Genomic DNA, 18609 nt, shown 5'->3' with positions numbered 1-18609 from the left:
TCTTCTCTACAATAGGGGTCTTTTTGTTTTTTGCCCATGAAAAACCCGCTTTAATTAACATAAATAGTAATTTTAGATTGATTTTCATGTTAATTTTTATGCAAGGCTAGTGGATTAAGTGGGGTTCTGATCGCGCGAATTTCCGTCAGGTGGCGCATCATAAGCTCAAACATGCCTAGCTAGGCGGCATCCTTCAAGAGAGCCGACAACCACGGGTAGGACTCTTGCGGCAGCAAGGGGCCTCCGCATCTTGCAGTCGGTTTCCTGAGCGAAGGGGATATCGTTAAAACGCGCGAACGAGGGGTGATGACTCCGATGATCGGCCTCTTCTTTAAGCCCTTTCTATTACTTGCACATTTGCATGCATTTCCAACGTGTAATCAATCAGCAGAAAATACCTATACAAATGAAGCTTCTTCGCCCGACAAACATGCGAATAGCTCCGGCAAGGCGAAAGCACGCTTACCTATCGACGAATCGCTGCCGTCGCCGAGTCAAGAAGACAACAAGCTCTCTTCCCAGTCTCCCATCTCCGATTTTCGATTACCGTTTTATCGATAGGCCCGATCTTGCGGACTTTAAACGTGATTTAATCACAAAAAGCCGCCCCTCGGAGAATCGCTTCTCCGTAGGGACGGCCTTCCTTACGTCATCAGTCTTCGATCGTAGAAAGATCGCCGGTCGGGAGATTAAGCTCCCAGGCCTTGAGGACGCGCCGCATGATCTTGCCGCTGCGGGTCTTCGGCAGTTTATCCTTGAACTCGATCTCGCGCGGCGCAGCATGCGCGGATAGTCCAACCTTGACGAACTTGGAGATGTCCGCCTTCAGCTCCTCGGAAGGCTCGAAGCCTTCGCGCAGCGAGATGAACGCCTTGATGATCTCGCCGCGGAGCGGATCGGGCTTGCCGATGACGCCGGCTTCGGCGACGGCCGGATGCTCGACCAGCTTGCTCTCGACCTCGAACGGCCCGACGCGCTCGCCGGACGTGTTGATGACGTCGTCGATCCGGCCCTGGAACCAGAAGTAGCCTTCTTCGTCCATGTACGCGGAGTCGCCGGACACGTACCAGCCCGGGATCCGGAAGTACTCCTCGTACTTGGCCGGATTGTTCCAGACCTTGCGCATCATCGAAGGCCATGGCGTTCGGATCGCAAGGTTGCCCATCCGCATCGGAGGCAGCTCGTTGCCCTGATCGTCGATGATAGCCGCCTGAACGCCCGGGATCGGACGGCCCATGGAGCCAGGCTTGATCTCCATGCTCGGATAATTGCAAATGAGCTGTCCGCCCGTCTCCGTCATCCACCACGTATCGTGGATACGCTGGTTGTATACTTTGAGGCCCCAACGAACGACCTCGGGGTTCAGCGGTTCACCGACGCTGAGCACATGACGCAGATTGGACAGATCGAACGGGCTGACCGCATCGTCGCCCGCGCCCATCAGCATGCGGAAGGCGGTCGGCGCGCTGTACCACACGGTAACCTTGTACTTCTCGAGCGTAGCATACCAATCCTGCGGGCTGAAGCGCCCGCCGCGGATGACGTTGGTCGCTCCGTTCAACCAAGGCGCGAATATGCCGTACGACGTGCCGGTTACCCAGCCCGGATCGGCCGTACACCAGTAGACGTCTCCTTCCTTCAAGTCAAGCACGATGCGTCCGGTATAATAATGCTGGATCATCGCATTTTGCACATGGTAGACGCCCTTCGGCTTGCCTGTGGAGCCTGACGTATAATGCAAAATTAAACCGTCTTCGCGGTCAAGCCATTCGATATCGGCCGTCTCGGACGCTTTTTCCATCTCGGCCTTGAAGTCGACGATGCCGTCGCCTGCGGCAACGCCTTCGCCGAACACGATCAGATGCTTCAGCTCCGGCAGCTCGGCGCCCGAGATGCGCGGCAAGAGCGCCGGCGTCGTCACAATTGCGACTGCGCCGCTGTCCTGCAAGCGATCGCGGACGGCCGTCTCCATGAACGCTTCGAACAACGGTCCAACGACAGCGCCGATCTTCAGCGCGCCAAGCAGGGCAAAGTAAAGCTCCGGCGTGCGCGGCATAAAGATGAAGACGCGGTCGCCCTTGCCGATGCCGAGCCCACGGAGCACGTTGGCGAATCGTGCGGACTGCAGCGAGAGATCAGCGTACGTATAGCTCTCGTCGCGCTGAGCATCGCTATAGTGCAAAGCGATCGTACCGCCTCTGCCTTCCTCGACATGGCGGTCGATCGCCTCGTACGCCATATTGACTTTCCCGGTCTTGGACCAGGAAAAATGGTTTTCGATGTTCTCCCAATTAAAGTTGCGCACCGCGTCCTCATAAGAACCGAGATTTGCGGTTGTCGCCGTTACGGCCACTTTTTCATCCTGACTTAATGTCATTAATGATCACCTTCCCGTTGATTTGCTGCAAACCCGATGCTAAGTATACGAATGCGCTTACACGAAGAACAAAGCCCTTGAGGCTTGCTTTTGCCATTATACCATGCGTCCGACATACCTACGCAACCGAAGGAGGGAAATTTTCTCCAAGACGTAGATAACAATGGCAAAAATGCGTGCGAAATCGGTAAAAAAGGCGCGCGATAACGGCTTTGCTGTATAATGCTGTATAATGAGATTCGTCGAAACCCTCGCGCAAGACGTACTCGAATCGGCAAAAGGAGCGTGCGCATGGAACATTACAAGCGCTATCAGCGCGTCGCCAGGCCCGGACGGGCGGGTCCGATCGTCATCGAAGGTCCGGTCGATCCGGAGCGGCTGAAGGACTACCGGCTCCACGACAAGCTCGATGCCTTCCGCAGGCCCCGGGAGCAGCACGAGGCGCTCGTCGAGATCGCCGGCCTGCCCGAAGGCAGGATCATCATCTCCCGCGAAGAAGACATGATCGTCGGCTACGTCACCTTCCACTACCCCGACGAGCTCGAGCGCTGGTCCGAAGGCGGCATGGACGACCTGATCGAGCTTGGCGCCATCGAGGTGGCCGACGAGTACCGGTCGCTCGGCCTCGGCAAAGCGATGATCGTCGCAGCATTCGCGGAGGAGCAACTGGACAATGCTATCGTGTATACGACCGAATATTATTGGCACTGGGACTTGGAAAAAAGCGGGCTGAACGTCTGGCAATACCGCGAGATGATGGAAAAGTTAATGAAGTCCGTCGGCATGGTGTGGTTCGCCACGGACGATCCCGAGATTTGCGCGCATCCGGCCAACTGCCTGATGGTGCGCATCGGCAAGGACGTGCCGCTGTCGTCGGCCGAGCAGTTCGACCGCGTGAGATTCCGTCAGCGGTTTATGTATTGACGAAAGGCAGGCGACCCCTGTTGTCATCGAAAAGCGATCACGCGCGCTGGATCGACTGCAGCGCCGTAAAGCGGTACTCGTTTCGCGAAGATCATCCTTTTCACCCGATCCGGCTCGCCTTGACCGAGGCGCTGCTCGAGGACTGCGGCGCGCTCGGTCCCGAAGACAAGCTCGTGCCGACCGCGGAGGGCGCGGCCGAAGCCGTGGACGCTATCCACCGGGCCGACTACGTCGAGACGGCGCGTGCGCTCAGCGTTGAGGCCCCGGCCGTGTCCTACCAGGACCTGGCCGAGCAGTACGGCCTCGAAGAGGACGGCGATACGCCGTATTTTCCAGGCATGCACGACGCCGCGCTGGCCGTCGTGCAAGGCTCGCTGAGCGCCGCCGAGGCCGTCATGTCCGGAGCGACGAGGCATGCGCTCCATCTCGGCGGCGGCCTGCATCACGCCTTCCGTGAGCGGGGCGCGGGCTTCTGCGTCTACAACGACGCCGCGTGCGCCATCTCCTGGATTCACCGCAAATACGATGCCAAGGTGCTGTACATCGACACCGACGTGCATCACGGCGACGGCGTGCAGTGGAGTTTTTATACGGACCCGGACATATTCACCTACTCGATTCACGAGACAGGCAAGTTCCTTTTCCCGGGCAGCGGATTCGCGCACGAGCGCGGCGAAGGCAGCGGCTACGGCGCCAGCCTCAACATTCCCGTGGAACCGTATACAGAGGACGAATCGTGGCTCGAGAGCTTCGAGAGCGGCCTTGCGCAGGTCATGCGCGCGTTCAAGCCCGACGTCGTCGTCAGCCAGCACGGCTGCGACGCCCATGCACTCGATCCGCTCGCGCATATTCACTGCAGCATGCGAATCTACCGCGAGATGCCCCGCCTCATCCATCGGCTGGCGCACGAGCATACGGATGGGCGGTGGATCGCGCTTGGCGGCGGCGGCTACGAACATTGGCACGTCGTCCCACGGGCTTGGAGCCTGCTCTGGCTGGAGATGAGCGACCATCCGCTGCTCGCATCCATCGACGCTTCGCCGGACGGCGGGCCCCTCCCCGCCTCTTGGCCCCGACTCTCGTCGCCCAGCCGACCCGCGGACCTCCCGCGAACCTGGCTAGACGATACGTCGCTGTGGTCGCCGATGCCTCGCAGGGCCGAGATCACGGCCAAAAACCGCGAGATCGTGGCGCTGGCGCTTCAGCATTTGGGCTAACCGGCAAGCGTTCGGCATCATCCAATTTTTTTGCAATAAAAAACAGCAGGTGTCTCCGGCTTCGCCGGAAAATACGCCTGCTGTTTTGACGATTATCGCTATTTGCCCAAATGCTGCAACATCTCGTTGACGATCGCGAACGACCGGTTGGATGCCGTCACCGTAAACTCCGTGAAGTTCACGTCCGCCGAACCGTCCGCCTTGTCAGAGATGGAGCGGATGACCACGTAAGGCACCTGGTTCATCGCGCATACTTGCGCGACGGAAGCGCCCTCCATTTCCACGCACGAGCCTTGAAGCTCGTCTCTAAGCCGCACGACCAGCTCTCTGTCGGCGATAAACTGGTCGCCCGAGAGCACCTTGCCCGTCTTGATATGACCGGGGAACAGCTTGTCCCCGGCCTCGCGCGCCGCCTTGATCAGCGCTTCGTCCGCCGCCCAGTCCGAGATCTCCTGGTACGGCAGAACGCCGCGCGCGTAGCCGAGTGCCGTCACGTCGATATCGTGCTGCATGCTGCTCGAGGATACGACGATATCTCCGATGTCGAGCTCCGGATCGAGCGCGCCCGCTACACCTGTAAATACGACCTTGTCTGCGTTGAAACGGTCGATGAGCACCTGCGTGCAGATCGCCGCGTTCACCTTGCCGACGCCCGACTTGCATACGACGACTTTGTGTCCGTGCAGGCTGCCCGCCACATAACGAATGCCGGAGCGCTGCAGCTCCACCGCGTCCTCCAAGGCGCCGAGCAGCAGGTCGATCTCTTCCTGCATGGCGCCGATAATGCCGATCATGAGCATATCTCCTTTGAAACTAGAATAAGAAGCCCTGCGGCGGGCGATTACTGTCCGCGCAGGGCGATCAAACAGGTTATGGGCCGATCCGTACCGAAAACGACGATTAGCCGCGCGGCGCGACCGAATTGCGAACGATCAGCTCGTGATGGAGTGTCACTCTAGCCTGCTCGACGTTTTCTTTTTTCATTAATTTGGTGAGCAAACGCATCGAGACGGCGCCGATGTCGTACATCGGCTGCGCAACCGTCGTGAGCAGCGGACGGACCATCGAAGCCAAGCGGATATTGTCCACGCCGATCACGGAAATGTCCTCCGGTACCGACAATCCTGCGTCCTGGATGCCGTGGATGGCGCCGATCGCCATCTCGTCGGTAGCCGCGAACACGGCCGACGGGCGTTCTTCCAGCTCGAGGAAGTACTGAACGGCCTCGATGCCGGATTCGTAGCGGTAATTGCCGACGCGCACGAGCGATTCGTCGAACGCGACGCCGCTCTCCTCTAGCGCGCGCTTATAGCCTTGATAACGAGCGTAACCGTTGGCCGGATCCTGAAGCGTGCCGCTGATCATCGCGATGCGCGTATGGCCCTCGCCGATCAGCTTGCGAACCGCGTCGTACGCTGCCGTCTCGTGGTCGATATCGACGGAGGGCATCGTGCCCTTCTCGTCGGTCGTCGCACAAAGGACAATCGGCACATTGGACGTATTAAACGCCTGGATATGCTCGTCCGTCACGACGCCGCCCATGAACAGGAGCCCGTCCACTTGCTTCTCGAGCAGCGTGTTGATGACGCGGATCTCCTTTTCCTTGCGCTTGTCGGCGTTGCACAGGATGATGTTGTAATGATACATGTTCGCGATATCTTCGATGCCGCGCGCGACTTCGGCGAAGTTGGCATTCGCGATATCGGGGATAACGACGCCGACCGTCGTCGTCTTCTTGCTGGCGAGGCCCCGGGCCACCGCATTCGGCCGGTAACCGAGACGCTCGATCGCTTCGTATACTTTTTTTCTCGTCTGGGGCTTTACGTTAGGATTGTTATTGACGACGCGGGATACCGTCGCCATCGATACGCCGGCCTCGCGGGCTACGTCATAGATAGTTACCGTCACATCTCACCGCTCCATTTGCTCATGTCAGGTCTTTGTCCGATTGGAGGACCCGTTCATGGTATATTAAGGTAATGATACGACAAAAGGGGCGTTTCCGCAATGGCAAACCCCGACATCCGTCGCGCTTTTAGCCTTCCGAACCGACGCGTTCGTTCAGAAAATCCGAGGTAATGCGCCAGTGCGATTCGTTCCATACGGGGTGTCCATCGCGCACCAGAATCGCCTGCGGCGACTTATGCTGCACCTGCAGCGCTTCCGCGATCGCATTGCTCACGGGACGTTCCTCGATGACATGCACGATGGCGACGTCTACAGGCAGCTCGTCGCGTCCGCCGAGGAAGCGGTCCAGCTCGTCGTGCGCACCCGCGCTGATCGGGCAGGAGGTGCTGTGCTTGAAGACGAGCAGCGGTTTGCTCGACGTGTTTTTAAGCGCTTCTTCCCACTGTTCGACAGTCTGCAGTCTTTTCACTTCCGACATCGCATGCATCCTCCTTGAAAATAAGTTTCATTGATTTTCATGGTATCAGAAATGAAAAAGTTTCGCAAAAAAAAGAAAAGGAGCGCGACCGCTCCTTCAAGTTTTACTCAAAATATGTATTGTCCGTTAAGCTGCGCAAGCTTTGCCTCCAGCTCGCGCTTCCACGCCCGATCACCCAGAGAGGCGGCGATCAGCAGCAGATCGAGCAATTCGTTCGTCCGCTCCTCCGTCAGCCTCGCGATTCTGGCGGCGTTCAGCGGCTGACTCGCAGAAGCGGCTTGACTCAGCATACCGGCCCATTCGTGCACTTCGTCAAAACGAATTTCCCGCGGCAAGGGCTTCGAGCCCAATCCGGACAACAGGCTGCTCAGATCCGACTTGACGCCCGGATATACTTCGTTGCGCGAGCAATGCCCGCAAGCGTACACGGGTACGCCGGTGATGCTCACCGTCTTGGAATAAAAGACCTTGCGGAGACCGAGCGCCATCGCTTTCCCGCATATACACCGTTTGAACAACTGACTCTCTCCTTACGCGCCGCGCGCGCGGTTCCAAAATCCCCGAGAGGGACGTTGAGAGAGTATATTCGGCGGATGCGCCTTTAACTCCTTCTCAGCAAACCGCTGTAAATTATGGAAGCAAATCGGTATTAAAACAATACCTGCATCCGGATGAACGCATCTTGCAAATGTGCTAGGATAGAAGATATTTATGCGCATATGCGCCGATGAACAGCCGAACTGGGAGGAATCGAATTGACTGAAGCCAAACGTATCATTTGTCTGATCGACGACGAGTTCGAAGACTTGGAATTGTGGTACCCGGTATACCGCGCCCGCGAAGAAGGCGCAGTCGTCCTGTACGCCGGCCCCGAGAAAGGCCGCAAGCATATCGGCAAATACGGCGTGCCTGCCGTCGCCGACATTTCCTATGAGGAGCTGGATGCGGAGAAATGCGACGGCCTGCTCGTGCCGGGCGGCTGGGCGCCGGACAAGATCCGCCGCAGCGAGCGCGTACAGGCTTTTGTGCGGGAGATCGACGACGCAGGCAAGCCGATCGGTCAGATCTGCCACGCGGGATGGGTGCTGATCTCCGCCAAGATCCTGCAAGGACGCAAGGTAACGTCCACGCCCGGTATCCGCGACGATATGGAAAACGCGGGCGCAATCTGGTTCGACGAGGCTGTCGTCGTGGACGGCAATCTGATCTCCGCGAGGCGTCCGCCGGACCTGCCCGAATATGCAAAGGCATTTTGCGACGTATTATACGGAAGACAGTCCTGATTCATTTTTTATCGGCTATTAGAAAAAGATCCGTAAACGGTGCGGCAGCCGCCCGTTTACGGATTTTTCATTATACACATTTGCCGTCCGTCCCTAGCGTTTGCCCGGATGGAGCCGTTCGTCCTGCACGGCAGCCCCGGCGTGGAACCGCTCGAGTCGCTCCTTAATCTCGGCGGCCGTCCCGAGCGCGAACAGCTCCTCCGTGACCTTTTTGCAGGCCATGGCGTTCGTGCGCAGCATCGTCGCCTTAACGGGAAGCACCGATTGCACGGACATGCTGAGCATCTGGATGCCGAGGCCCACCCAAAGCGGGATCGCCCTTACGTCGCCGGCCATTTCCCCGCATACGCTCACGGGAACGCCGTTTCTGGCGGCGGACTCCGCGACGGTGCGGAGCATGCGAAGCACGGCGGGATGGTACGGTTCGTACATATGGTTGATCTGATCGTTCATCCGGTCGACAGCGAGCGTAAACTGGATCAAGTCGTTGGTGCCGATGCTGAGGAAAGAGACCTCTTTCGCGAGCAGATCGGCGATCATTACCGCGGCGGGCACCTCGATCATCGCACCTGTCGGCAGTCCGCCGCGGAAGGGAAGCCCCTCCGCCGCAAGCTCCCGTTGGGCTTCGGCCAACAGGGCATTGGCCGCACGCACCTCGTCGACCGATGCGATGAGCGGATACATGATGCGGATGTTGCCGAAGACGGACGCCCGCAAGATCGCGCGCAGCTGCGTCTTGAACAAATCGCTCCGGTCGAGGCTGAAGCGAATGGCGCGATAGCCGAGAAACGGATTGTTTTCCTCCGGCATATCGTAATAATCCAGCTGCTTGTCTCCGCCGATGTCGAGCGTGCGGATCGTCAGCGTAGCCGTGCCCAGACGTTCGGCCGCCGCCTTGTACACCTCGAACTGCTCATCCTCCGTCGGGAATCGCGAGCGATCCATGTACAGAAACTCGGTTCGGAACAGTCCGACGCCGTCAGCTCCCCGCATCAGCGCCGCGTCAAGCTCTTTGATCGAGCTGATATTGGCGGCCAAGTACAGCCGCTCCCCGTCCGGCGTGACCGACGGCACCTGGACGAGCTCCTGCAGCCGCTCCTTGGCATCCAGATGCTGCTTGCGAAGCTCCGTATACCTGCCGACCGTCTCCGCGTTCGGCATGACCGCCAGCGTGCCGGCGCCGCCGTCCAAAATAAGGAGGTCGCCCGTCACGATCGGCTCGGACAGCTTGCCCTCGACGCCCATGACGAGCGGAATGCCGAACGCCCTGGCCATGATCGCCGAATGCGAGGAGGCGCTGCCGATCATCGTCACGATGCCGAGGACGACGTCGGGCTTGAGATGGATCAGCTGCGACGGCGTCAGCTCCCGCACGACAAGAATGAATGGCTGGGCGTCCGTTGGCAGCGCGATCTCGGGAGCCCCGAGCAGGTGCTTGAGCAGCCGGTTGCCGACGTCCTTGATATCGAGGGCCCGCTCCTTCATGTACTCGTCGTCGAGCAGGTCGAACATCGTCACGAAGTGATCGATCGCTTCCTTTACCGCGACCTCCGCCGCCTTGTACTGGCGTTGAATGATGCCCTGGATCTCGTTCATGAAGACGGGATCGTCCAGAATCGCCAGATGCGCGTCGAAGATGCTGGCCTCTCCCGCGCCGACCGTTTCGTCAAGATCGCTTTTCATTTGGCGAATCTCGGTTTTTGAACGCTTGACCCCCTCGTAGAGCCGTTCGAATTCGAGCGCGAGGTCGAGCGAGTCGATCTTCTGTTCGGGCAGCTCCCATTCCCAGTTGGGCAGCACGAACGCCTTGCCGATGGCGATGCCCTCCGAGCCTCCGATCGCTTGGATCATAACTCCGCCCCCCCGTTTTCTCTCTCTCTTACGACGACCGACATGACCGCCGCTTGACCCTTTTTAACCGCCTTGAACGGCGCGAAGCGCCAGGAGCGCACGATATCCGAGTTGGTAATGACCATCGGCGTCGCCAGCGACTTGGCATGCGCTTTAAGCGTGGGCAGATGAAACCGGATGAGCGGCTGCCCGGGCATGACCTCGTCGCCTTCCTTGACGAGCGCAGTAAATCCTTCCCCGTTCATCTGGGACGTGTTGATCCCGATGTGGAGCAGCACCTCGAGACCTTCCGGCGTCTCGATCCCGATCGCGTGCTTGGTCGGATACAAGTGAATAATCTTCCCGCGCACCGGCGCGACCAGTTCTCCCTTCTCGGGAATAAAAGCGACGCCATTGCCCACGAGCTTCTGTGCGAAAATGGGATCGTCCACTTCCTCGAGCGGGATCATGCGTCCTTGCAGCGGCGCATGGAATTGGACCTGGTGCACGTCGAGCTGCATCAGCTTGACAATCTCGCCGCGGATCAGATCCGAGTAAGTGCCGAATACGACCTGCACGTGGCCGCCGCCAAGCCGGATGACGCCCGCAGCCCCAAGATGACGCAGGCTTTTCGCATCGACCCGCCTGTCGTCGTTCAGCGTCAGCCGCAGCCTGGTAATGCAGGCCTCGATCCGCGAAATGTTGTCCTTGCCGCCGAGCGCCTGCAGCACGAGCGGCGCTCTGTACGGAATATCGCCGCCCCAATCGTCGAGCCGCGTGGAGTCCTCGCGTCCCGGCGTTGACAGCTGAAACCTGCGGATGCTCCATCGGAACAGCACGTAGTAAAAGACGGCGACCGCCAGGCCGATCGGAATGATCAGCCAGCCCCGCTCAGACAGCCTGAAGTTGATGATATACTCGAGCGCGCCCGCGGAAAAGGTGAACCCTTCGCGGATGCCCAGCTCGTACGTGAGCCACATGATCCCGCCGGACAGCAGCGCATGCACGATAAAAAGGTAAGGCGCCACGAACAGAAATGCGAATTCGACCGGCTCGGTCACGCCCGTAACGAAGGCCGTCAGTGCCGCCACCCGGAACTGCTTGGCAGTCTTGGGCTTGAGGTCTTCGCGCGCCTCGTGGATGATCGCGTAGGCGATGGCCGGCAAGGCGAACATGATGACCGGATACAGCCCGGTCATATAGACGCCGGCCGTCGGGTCCCCGGCAAAAAATCTTGGCATATCGCCAAAATAGACGCTGCCGTCGGGCGCCGTATAGTCGCCGATCTGGAACCAGAACAGATGATTAAGCAGATGGTGTAGGCCGAAAGCGACCAAAATGCGATGCAAAAATCCATAAAGGAATATGCCGAAGCCGCCTGCGGAATTCACCAGTCCGCCGGTCGCGCCGATCCAGGCAAGCAGGCCTTGGCCGATTCCGATCATGAGCCACGCGAAAAAGAAAGAGAAGGCGCTCATGAATATAGGGACAAACCGGGTCCCTCCGAAAAACTGCAGCGATTCGGGCAGCTGGAACGACTTGAAGCGCTCGTTGGCCCAGCCGGACAGCATGCCGATGACGACGCCCGCGAACATAGAGGGCTGGACGCCGCCGGGATCGTAAGCCTGCGTCACCGCGCCGAAAATGATCATGCCGACCAGGGACGCCATGCCGGCGTGCACGGATTGGTTCGATAAACCCAAGGCGATGCCCACCGCAAATACATAAGGCACGTAAGCGAAAATCGCCATCCCCGCCGAATGCAAAAGCACCGGCGCCGACTGTAATCCGACGGAGTCCCAAGGCAGGCGCGACAGCATGAGGAAAATGGCGGCCGCGGGCAAAACCGTCATCGGCAGCATCATCGCCCGGCCGAGCCTTTGCAAATAGCCGATTCCGAACATGCGAGCATTCCCTCCTCCTCTCTCGCGGTAGGTTCAAGATATAACGGCCAAATATAGCATAAAAAGTAAGGACGGACCGACCGCATCGCTTATGGCTGAAGGCGCGGCCCGTCCGCGAGAAGCGAATGTCCGGTCAGCTTTTCCCTTGGGGAAGCAGGATCGAATCCTCGACTTTGATGCAGCGGTCCATGATGACGGTCAGACCGCCGCCCGCCGCGATCGATGCCGCTTCGTCGTTCGCGATGCCAAGCTGCAGCCAGAGCACCTTGGCCCCTGCGGCGACAGCTTCTTCTGCGATTGGCGGCGTGTGCTCCGGACGCCGGAACACGTTGACGATATCGATCGGCTCCGGAATTTCCGCCAGCGACTTGTAGCATTTCTCGCCGAGAATCTCGGCTTCCTTCGGATTGACGGGGATGATGCGGTAGCCCTTCGCCTGCATAGCGGCAGACACCATATGGCTGGTCTTGTCCGGATCGCCCGACAGGCCGACGACGGCTATGTTTTTCGTCTCCTGCAGGATTCGTTTGATCTCGTCGCGGCTTGGATTTTCGAACGGCATGCTCATCTACCTCCGTAGGATAAAATTAACGCTTGTCCGGCGGCTTATTCGGTCCAGCGCACGTTGGCGCCGAGCGCGGTTAGATGGTCGAAGTAATTGGGATAAGACTTGGCCACGTGATGCGCATCCTTGATCGTAAGCGGCGCCTTCGCGCGGAGCCCGACGACCGTGAGCGCCATAATGACGCGGTGATCGTAGTGCGCGTCAATCGTCACGCCGCCCTCTACGCCTTCCGGACGCCCGTGAACGATGATCTCGTCCCGCTTCTCCTCGACGTTCGCGCCGGCTTTGCGCAGCTCGGCCAAATAATCGGTGATGCGGTCGCATTCCTTGAAACGGAGATTCTCTACGTTGTAAAAACGGGAGGTGCCTTCGGCGAACACGGCTGCGGCCACCATCGCGAGCACGCCGTCCGTGAACTCGTCGCCGTCGAATTCAACGGCGCGGAGCTTGCCGTTGCCTTGCACGTGCACGACGCCGTCCTTGTGGGTAAGCGGCGTTCCCATCGCCTTCAGCACGTCGACGACGGCACGCTCGCCCTGCTTGCTCTCTTCGAGCAAACGATGCACGGTGACGTCGGATTCAGTGACGGCGGCTGCCGCCAGGATCGCGGCCGAACCCGGATAGTCGCCCTGCACGATGTACTCTTGCGCGCGGTAGCGCTGACCGCCGGGCACCTTGAAGCGCATCAGATCGCTTGACGCTTCGACGACGATACCGGCCTGGGCCAGCACTTCGAGCGTCTGGCCGACGACAACCTTCGACTTAAGGTCGTTCAGCACCTCGATCTCGCTGTCCTTCGCGAGCAGCGGCGTCAGGAACAGCAGCGCGCTGAGGAATTGGGAGCTCACGCTGCCCGACACCTGAATCTTGCCGCCGCGGACAGCGTCGCCGCCGCGAATCGTGATCGGCAGCTTGCCCTCGCGGTGTTCGATCGTCGCGCCCATGCTCTTGAGCGCCGTGATCAGGTCGTCATGGGGCCGTTTGCCGAGCGATTCCGGGTACTTATTGACGAACGTCACCTCGGGCAGCAGCGCCGCCACGGCCATCAGGAAGCGCAGCACCGCGCCGGCATTGCCGACGTCGAGCTCCTTGACCGGTTTCGGGCGGTTGCCGAAGCCCGTGACGACGATCTTCTCGTCGTCTTCTTCGAGCACGGCGCCCAAATCCCGCACGCAGCGGCGCAGCGCGTCGCTATCCTCGCTGTGGGCCGGATAGCGAATGACGCTCGTGCCTTCCGCCAACGCGGCGACGAGGAGATACCGGGTCGTATAATTTTTGGACGATAAGGCTTGAATCTCGCCCGCGAGCCGCGGGGTCGGTATGACGATCATATCCATTTGGCAGCGCTCTCCTTCCGTTCATGAGGGGAAACGGTTATGTATGGTGTTGTTGCCGCGCGAGTTGACTTGCGGCGCGTCGTGTCCGTATGATGGGACTGAAGCTAATCGAGCGATGGAGGGCAATCCACATGAGCATGTATGAAACGACGACGGTCGATCAATTGAAGGCTCGGCTAGACGCGGGCGAAAAGCTGCACCTGATCGACGTCCGCGAGGACGACGAAGTCGTCGCGGGCATGATCGAGGGCGCCAAGCATATCCGTCTCGGGACGCTGCCGGACAGACTGTCCGAGATTCCGAAGGACGAGGAAGTCATCTTCATCTGCCGCAGCGGCGGACGAAGCGGCAGAGCCTGCGAGTACTTGAGCCAGCTCGGCTACGGACGCACCGTCAATATGGCCGGCGGCATGCTGGCCTGGAACGAGCTTTAAACCGGCAGGAACCTGAGGACGCAAGTCGCGTGGCAGCGCGGCCTGCGTCTTTTTTCGATTCAAGATGACTGGCGGACGCCTCGCCCCTCATCATAGCATATTCGGCGCATTCCTACCCGAAGTCTCTCGCGACCGCATATCGCAGGGACGGCCGAAGGAGTCCCGGACTAGATGGGCTCGATCGGCCGTCCTGTAGAGAGCTATGCGGGCTTCACGCTTAGTTGTGCAGCCAGTTGTGGTGGAACGTGCCTTCCTTGTCCAGCCGCTTGAACGTGTGCGCGCCGAAGTAATCGCGCTGCGCCTGCAGCAGGTTGGCCGGCAGACGCTCCGAGCGGTAGCTGTCGTAATAAGCGAGCGCGCTCGCGAAAGCAGGTACCGGAATGCCGAACTTGACGGCCGACGAGACGACTTCGCGCCATGCGTCCTGGTAAGATTCGACGACGTCCTTGAAGTACTCGTCGAGCAGCAGGTTGCGAAGGCTCGGATCGCGATCGTAAGCATCCTTGATCTTCTGCAGGAAGCGTGCCCGGATGATGCAGCCGCCGCGGAAGATCATCGCGATGTTGCCGTACTGCAGGTTCCAGTTGTACTCTTCGGAAGCGGCACGCATTTGGGCGAAGCCCTGCGCATAGGAGCAGATTTTGCTGGCGAACAGCGCCTTGCGCACGCTCTCGATAAACGCGGCACGGTCGCCGGCGAACGCCGTCTTGGCCGGTCCCTTCAGCACTTGGCTGGCGGCGACGCGCTCTTCCTTCATCGCGGACAAAAAGCGCGAGAAGACGGATTCCGTGATGATGGACAGCGGCACGCCCAGGTCGAGCGAGCTTTGGCTCGTCCATTTGCCCGTGCCCTTCTGGCCGGCGGAGTCCAGGATGACGTCGACCATCGGCTTGCCGGTCTCCGGGTCCTTTTCAGCAAAAATGTCGGTCGTGATCTCGATCAGGTAGCTATCGAGCTCGCCCTTGTTCCACTCGCCGAAAATCTCGTGGAGCTCGTCCGGCTGTACACCAAGGACATCCTTCAGCAGTTGGTAAGCTTCGCAGATGAGCTGCATATCGCCGTACTCGATGCCGTTGTGAACCATCTTGACGTAGTGGCCCGCGCCGTCCGGACCGATGTACGTGCAGCATGGATCGCCGTTAACCTTGGCGGAGATGCCGGTCAGGATCGGCTCGACCAGCTTGTACGCTTCTTCGGGACCGCCCGGCATGATGGACGGGCCCTTGAGCGCGCCCTCTTCGCCGCCGGATACGCCGGTGCCGATGAAGTGGAAGCCGCGCTCGGTCAGATCCTTGCTGCGGCGCTGCGTGTCGGGGAAATAGGCGTTGCCGCCGTCGATGATGATGTCGCCCTTATCCAGGTGCGGCACGAGCGATTCGATCGTTGCGTCCGTGCCGGAGCCGGCCTGAACCATGATCAGAATCTTGCGCGGCTTCTCGAGCGAAGCCACGAACTCCTCGACCGTGTATGTAGGCACGAGGTTCTTGCCTTTGCCGTCCGTGTTGATCAGATCGTCCGTCTTCTCCCGCGAACGGTTGTAGACGGCTACGGTAAAGCCGCGGCTCTCGATGTTGAGCGCCAGATTGCGTCCCATAACGGCCATGCCGACGACGCCGATATTTGCATTAGACATATTCCGATTCCTTTCTCCAAGCCGTTAAGCCGTTTTTTCTGCGCGTTTTCAGCCAATCCTTATTGTACTCTTTTTGCCTGAAGATGAAAACCGGCCGACCCGACCCGCGAAAAACGGCGCCGGATCGCGCTTTTCGAGACTATTCTACCCGGGCGGCGCCGTCCCAGGAAAAGCCTAACACGTCCAGGAACGCCTTCGCCAAAGCGATGTGGCCTGTCGCGCTCGGATGGACGCGGTCCCAAGCGATCGTCGCCGGATAGACGTGCGCGAGGATCTTGTCGAACGCGGCCTGCGTATCGACGAACAACGTGCCGTGATTTTCCGCGATCCGCTTGACAATGCCGCCGTACAGGTCCATCGTCGTGCGCATCGCGTCGTTCCGGTTCGGCTCGAGATAAAACGGCGTCATGAGCACGATTCCTTTTACGTGCGTAATCGTCTTTTCGACCAGCTCGCTAAGCGTCTCCTCGTATTCTTCCGCGTATACGTGGGACTCCTTGATGTACGGCTGATCGTACTGACGCCAGACGTCGTTCGTGCCGATCATGACCGATACCCAGTCCGGGGACAAGTCCAGCACGTCGGTCTGCCAGCGTCCTGCGAGATCGCGAACGGTATGCCCGCTCGTGCCGACGTTGACGATCCGCACGGCAAGCTCCGGATAAATGCTTTGCAGCAGTCCCGCCGCTACCGAGACATAACCGGTGCCAAGCCCGGCCCCCAATCCTTCGCCGAACGGTCGGCCCCGTCCGCAATCCGTAATCGAGTCGCCGATCATGACCAGCTTGTCATTTGAAGATAGCTTCATTCGAATATCCTCCTCCGGATTCGCCCCATGGCATCCATGTACGCGCTCGATGTCCCGCCTTCATTTCCATGTCTTCTTTGCCATCCCACATTTTAACCCGTTGATGCGTCGCAGGACAACAACAATCCTTCATTTCGGTCGCAAAAATGACGCCTGGAGGGGGATGTCAGCCGGGATTTTTCGCTTGGGGGCTTTAAGGCCAAGGCCATAATCGGCGCATCCCCTCCCTAGTGCAGGCGATGGCTATCGCGCAGGCCATAATCGACGGATCTCCTGCTGTTGTGCCTTACTCAACGCAGGTCCAGTTATAGCTGTCAAAAACGCAAAACGGGACGAAGCAGGGGCAAGCCCGCTTCATCCCGTCTTTATTTTTACAGCCTGTTTGAGAAACTTAAAGCTCGAGCTGAAGGCTCTCGACCCTCATCGATGCGAGCTTGGCCTTGGAGGCTTCGACGCCCTCCGCGTCGCCCGACTGGATCGCTTCGTGCAGAACGGCGAGCTCGTAGTCGATCTCAAGCCGCAGCACGCCCGCGCGCTGCTCGGCACGCCTCGATTTGTAAGCCTGAATCATATCTTCTACCGTGATCTGAGGGCGCTTCTGGAATATAATTCGATGCTCCATGCCTGACACCTCCACGAGACGTATGATTTCGCCGAACATAATATTCTCTATCAACAAGTGACGGTCGCGAAAACGCTTGACGACGGCATGGCCTCTCGAATCGTTGATCAGCTTTTCCAGCCACAGCGCGAACTTCTCGTCCTTGACCAAATAATCCCCGACCATCTTGTAGCGTCCGCTGGTTCGCTGGAAACGCAGCTTCAGCAGTCTCCTCCCCGTGCGGACGGAAACGAGAAAATACGACTCGCTCTCGTTCCAGTACAGGGAATAGCCTTCTTGGATCAAATCCCGAATCAAACTCTGAATCTGTCCGCGATCGAATCGAAGCTCCAGGTTGCAATATTCGACTTCATGGCTGCGGTTCACGGCCATCCCCCCCTCCTGCGATATGGGCAGCGATCGAGTTGTTGACCGAATGTTCAGATAATTTGTTCTTACCCTTATCTTATACTTCATCTTATGTTATGGCAACTTGGTTTCTTGACTATTTTCCGGTATAGTGAGGGCAAAATAGCAACCGAAATTTGCCGCAAGAGGTGACTAGCATGTCCACACTACTAAACGCCGGATTCGCGGGTTTTACGGATTCGGACTTCGGCGCCATGACCGTCCCGGGTCTTGAGGGACGGATGGAAGCGATCATCCGGCAGGTCAGGCCCAAGCTAGAGGGTCTCGGGAACGCGCTGGCCCCCTATTTGGCCGAACTGTGCGCGGAGCCTATGTATCCGCACGTGGCCAAGCACGCCAGGCGGTCGGTCAATCCACCGAACGATACTTGGGTCGCGTGGTCGCGTCACCCCCGCGGCTACAAAGCGCATCCTCATTTTCAGGTCGGACTGTGGTCCACGCATCTGTTCATTCAGTTCGCCATCATCTACGAAAGCGGCAACAAAACGGTGTTCGCGGAACGCGCGGCGGAAGAGCTCGATTCGATCCGCGCATCGATTCCCGCTTCGTTCGTGTGGTCCAAGGACCATACGCTGCCGAACGGGGTGCCGCATGCGGAGCTCTCTGCCGAATCGTTGACCGAGTGGCTGGCCAGGCTCAGAACGGTCAAGGCGGCGGAGATCACCTGCGGCCTCCATATCGCGCGCGGCGACGAACGCCTGTTGAGTCCCGACAGTCTGCTGCGGACGGCCGAGGATACGTTCCGCCGGCTGCTGCCGCTGTACCAGCTGTCCTTCTAAAGGAAGCCCCGACCGTCACCCGCATACTCATTCATACACCAAAATTCGCCAAAGCCAAACAGCGAACGAGACAAGAGAAGCCTCTCCGGACGGAGAGGCTTC

General features: G+C 59.2%; 17 protein-coding genes. 5 read left to right on the top strand and 12 right to left on the bottom strand.

The window, feature by feature from the left end; translation table 11 throughout:
- Positions 1-652: 652 nt before the first annotated feature.
- Positions 653-2377, bottom strand: a complete 1725-nt coding sequence (gene acsA / locus ACFSR7_RS32480) for an acetate--CoA ligase (protein ID WP_378168794.1) — start codon at positions 2375-2377, stop codon at positions 653-655.
- Between the two features lie 291 nt (positions 2378-2668).
- Between acsA and ACFSR7_RS32475 the strand changes: the two genes are divergently transcribed.
- Positions 2669-3301 carry a GNAT family N-acetyltransferase gene (locus ACFSR7_RS32475; RefSeq protein ID WP_378168793.1) on the top strand — a complete coding sequence of 211 codons (633 nt, stop codon included), beginning with the start codon at positions 2669-2671 and terminating at the stop codon, positions 3299-3301.
- Between the two features lie 20 nt (positions 3302-3321).
- Positions 3322-4518, top strand: coding sequence for an acetoin utilization protein AcuC (locus ACFSR7_RS32470; RefSeq protein WP_378168792.1), 1197 nt, complete (start codon positions 3322-3324; stop codon positions 4516-4518).
- A gap of 98 nt (positions 4519-4616) precedes the next feature.
- Here the strand turns inward: ACFSR7_RS32470 and ACFSR7_RS32465 are convergent, their stop codons facing one another.
- The 4 genes from ACFSR7_RS32465 to ACFSR7_RS32450 all read right to left on the bottom strand — a co-directional run bounded on the left by ACFSR7_RS32465 (position 4617) and on the right by ACFSR7_RS32450 (position 7422).
- The gene (locus ACFSR7_RS32465) at positions 4617-5312 is read right to left on the bottom strand and encodes a 5'-methylthioadenosine/adenosylhomocysteine nucleosidase (protein ID WP_378168791.1); all 696 of its coding nucleotides are present in this window, start codon (positions 5310-5312) and stop codon (positions 4617-4619) included.
- A 106-nt stretch (positions 5313-5418) separates the two neighbouring features.
- Entirely contained in the window at positions 5419-6426 is a 1008-nt protein-coding gene (gene ccpA / locus ACFSR7_RS32460; protein ID WP_378168790.1) for a catabolite control protein A, read from the bottom strand.
- A gap of 127 nt (positions 6427-6553) precedes the next feature.
- On the bottom strand, positions 6554-6904 hold the full coding sequence (gene ytxJ / locus ACFSR7_RS32455) for a bacillithiol system redox-active protein YtxJ (protein ID WP_378168789.1): 351 nt from the start codon (positions 6902-6904) through the stop codon (positions 6554-6556).
- Between the two features lie 107 nt (positions 6905-7011).
- The gene (locus tag ACFSR7_RS32450) at positions 7012-7422 is read right to left on the bottom strand and encodes a hypothetical protein (protein ID WP_378168788.1); all 411 of its coding nucleotides are present in this window, start codon (positions 7420-7422) and stop codon (positions 7012-7014) included.
- A 231-nt stretch (positions 7423-7653) separates the two neighbouring features.
- On the opposite strand from ACFSR7_RS32450, the gene ACFSR7_RS32445 reads away from it, so the two are divergent.
- Positions 7654-8187: a type 1 glutamine amidotransferase domain-containing protein gene (locus tag ACFSR7_RS32445; protein WP_378168810.1), complete on the top strand. Its 534-nt coding sequence runs from the start codon at positions 7654-7656 to the stop codon at positions 8185-8187.
- Between the two features lie 93 nt (positions 8188-8280).
- Here the strand turns inward: ACFSR7_RS32445 and ptsP are convergent, their stop codons facing one another.
- From ptsP to aroA, 4 genes are all read right to left on the bottom strand, one after another.
- Complete coding sequence (gene ptsP, locus ACFSR7_RS32440; protein WP_378168787.1) at positions 8281-10038, bottom strand: phosphoenolpyruvate--protein phosphotransferase; 1758 nt, start codon at positions 10036-10038, stop codon at positions 8281-8283.
- Positions 10035-11921, bottom strand: coding sequence for a glucose PTS transporter subunit IIA (locus ACFSR7_RS32435; protein ID WP_378168786.1), 1887 nt, complete (start codon positions 11919-11921; stop codon positions 10035-10037). Before ACFSR7_RS32435 ends, ptsP begins: the two co-directional genes overlap by 4 nt.
- A gap of 133 nt (positions 11922-12054) precedes the next feature.
- Positions 12055-12483 (bottom strand): CoA-binding protein, encoded by a 429-nt coding sequence (locus tag ACFSR7_RS32430; RefSeq protein WP_378168785.1) that lies wholly within the window; start codon positions 12481-12483, stop codon positions 12055-12057.
- Between the two features lie 44 nt (positions 12484-12527).
- Positions 12528-13823 carry a 3-phosphoshikimate 1-carboxyvinyltransferase gene (aroA, locus tag ACFSR7_RS32425; RefSeq protein WP_378168784.1) on the bottom strand — a complete coding sequence of 432 codons (1296 nt, stop codon included), beginning with the start codon at positions 13821-13823 and terminating at the stop codon, positions 12528-12530.
- Between the two features lie 131 nt (positions 13824-13954).
- Here aroA and ACFSR7_RS32420 point away from each other — a divergent pair, with 131 nt between their 5' ends.
- A complete protein-coding gene (locus tag ACFSR7_RS32420) occupies positions 13955-14257 on the top strand; it encodes a rhodanese-like domain-containing protein (protein ID WP_378168782.1) in 303 nt (100 codons plus the stop codon).
- A 217-nt stretch (positions 14258-14474) separates the two neighbouring features.
- Here ACFSR7_RS32420 and gndA read toward each other — a convergent pair whose 3' ends face one another.
- The 3 genes from gndA to ACFSR7_RS32405 form a co-directional block, all read right to left on the bottom strand.
- Positions 14475-15890 (bottom strand): NADP-dependent phosphogluconate dehydrogenase, encoded by a 1416-nt coding sequence (gene gndA / locus ACFSR7_RS32415; RefSeq protein ID WP_378168780.1) that lies wholly within the window; start codon positions 15888-15890, stop codon positions 14475-14477.
- Positions 15891-16029: 139 nt separating this feature from the next.
- Positions 16030-16698, bottom strand: coding sequence for an SGNH/GDSL hydrolase family protein (locus ACFSR7_RS32410; RefSeq protein ID WP_378168778.1), 669 nt, complete (start codon positions 16696-16698; stop codon positions 16030-16032).
- A gap of 391 nt (positions 16699-17089) precedes the next feature.
- The gene (locus tag ACFSR7_RS32405) at positions 17090-17686 is read right to left on the bottom strand and encodes a hypothetical protein (RefSeq protein ID WP_378168776.1); all 597 of its coding nucleotides are present in this window, start codon (positions 17684-17686) and stop codon (positions 17090-17092) included.
- Between the two features lie 179 nt (positions 17687-17865).
- Here ACFSR7_RS32405 and ACFSR7_RS32400 point away from each other — a divergent pair, with 179 nt between their 5' ends.
- Entirely contained in the window at positions 17866-18507 is a 642-nt protein-coding gene (locus ACFSR7_RS32400; protein WP_378168774.1) for a YktB family protein, read from the top strand.
- The last annotated feature ends 102 nt before the right edge of the window (positions 18508-18609 follow it).

Source organism: Cohnella sp. GCM10020058 (genome assembly GCF_042683485.1).
In the GTDB taxonomy this organism is placed as follows: Bacteria; Bacillota; Bacilli; order Paenibacillales; family Paenibacillaceae; genus Cohnella.
This window is presented reverse-complemented; position numbering and strand designations above follow the sequence as displayed.

Coding starts and splice junctions, on each gene's coding strand:
- acsA (WP_378168794.1), bottom strand. CDS start 2,377: ATGACATTAAGTCAGGATGAAAAAGTGGCCGTAACGGCGACAACCGCA.
- ACFSR7_RS32475 (WP_378168793.1), top strand. CDS start 2,669: ATGGAACATTACAAGCGCTATCAGCGCGTCGCCAGGCCCGGACGGGCG.
- ACFSR7_RS32465 (WP_378168791.1), bottom strand. CDS start 5,312: ATGATCGGCATTATCGGCGCCATGCAGGAAGAGATCGACCTGCTGCTC.
- ytxJ (WP_378168789.1), bottom strand. CDS start 6,904: ATGTCGGAAGTGAAAAGACTGCAGACTGTCGAACAGTGGGAAGAAGCG.
- ptsP (WP_378168787.1), bottom strand. CDS start 10,038: ATGATCCAAGCGATCGGAGGCTCGGAGGGCATCGCCATCGGCAAGGCG.
- ACFSR7_RS32435 (WP_378168786.1), bottom strand. CDS start 11,921: ATGTTCGGAATCGGCTATTTGCAAAGGCTCGGCCGGGCGATGATGCTG.
- ACFSR7_RS32430 (WP_378168785.1), bottom strand. CDS start 12,483: ATGCCGTTCGAAAATCCAAGCCGCGACGAGATCAAACGAATCCTGCAG.
- aroA (WP_378168784.1), bottom strand. CDS start 13,823: ATGGATATGATCGTCATACCGACCCCGCGGCTCGCGGGCGAGATTCAA.
- ACFSR7_RS32420 (WP_378168782.1), top strand. CDS start 13,955: ATGAGCATGTATGAAACGACGACGGTCGATCAATTGAAGGCTCGGCTA.
- gndA (WP_378168780.1), bottom strand. CDS start 15,890: ATGTCTAATGCAAATATCGGCGTCGTCGGCATGGCCGTTATGGGACGC.
- ACFSR7_RS32410 (WP_378168778.1), bottom strand. CDS start 16,698: ATGAAGCTATCTTCAAATGACAAGCTGGTCATGATCGGCGACTCGATT.
- ACFSR7_RS32400 (WP_378168774.1), top strand. CDS start 17,866: ATGTCCACACTACTAAACGCCGGATTCGCGGGTTTTACGGATTCGGAC.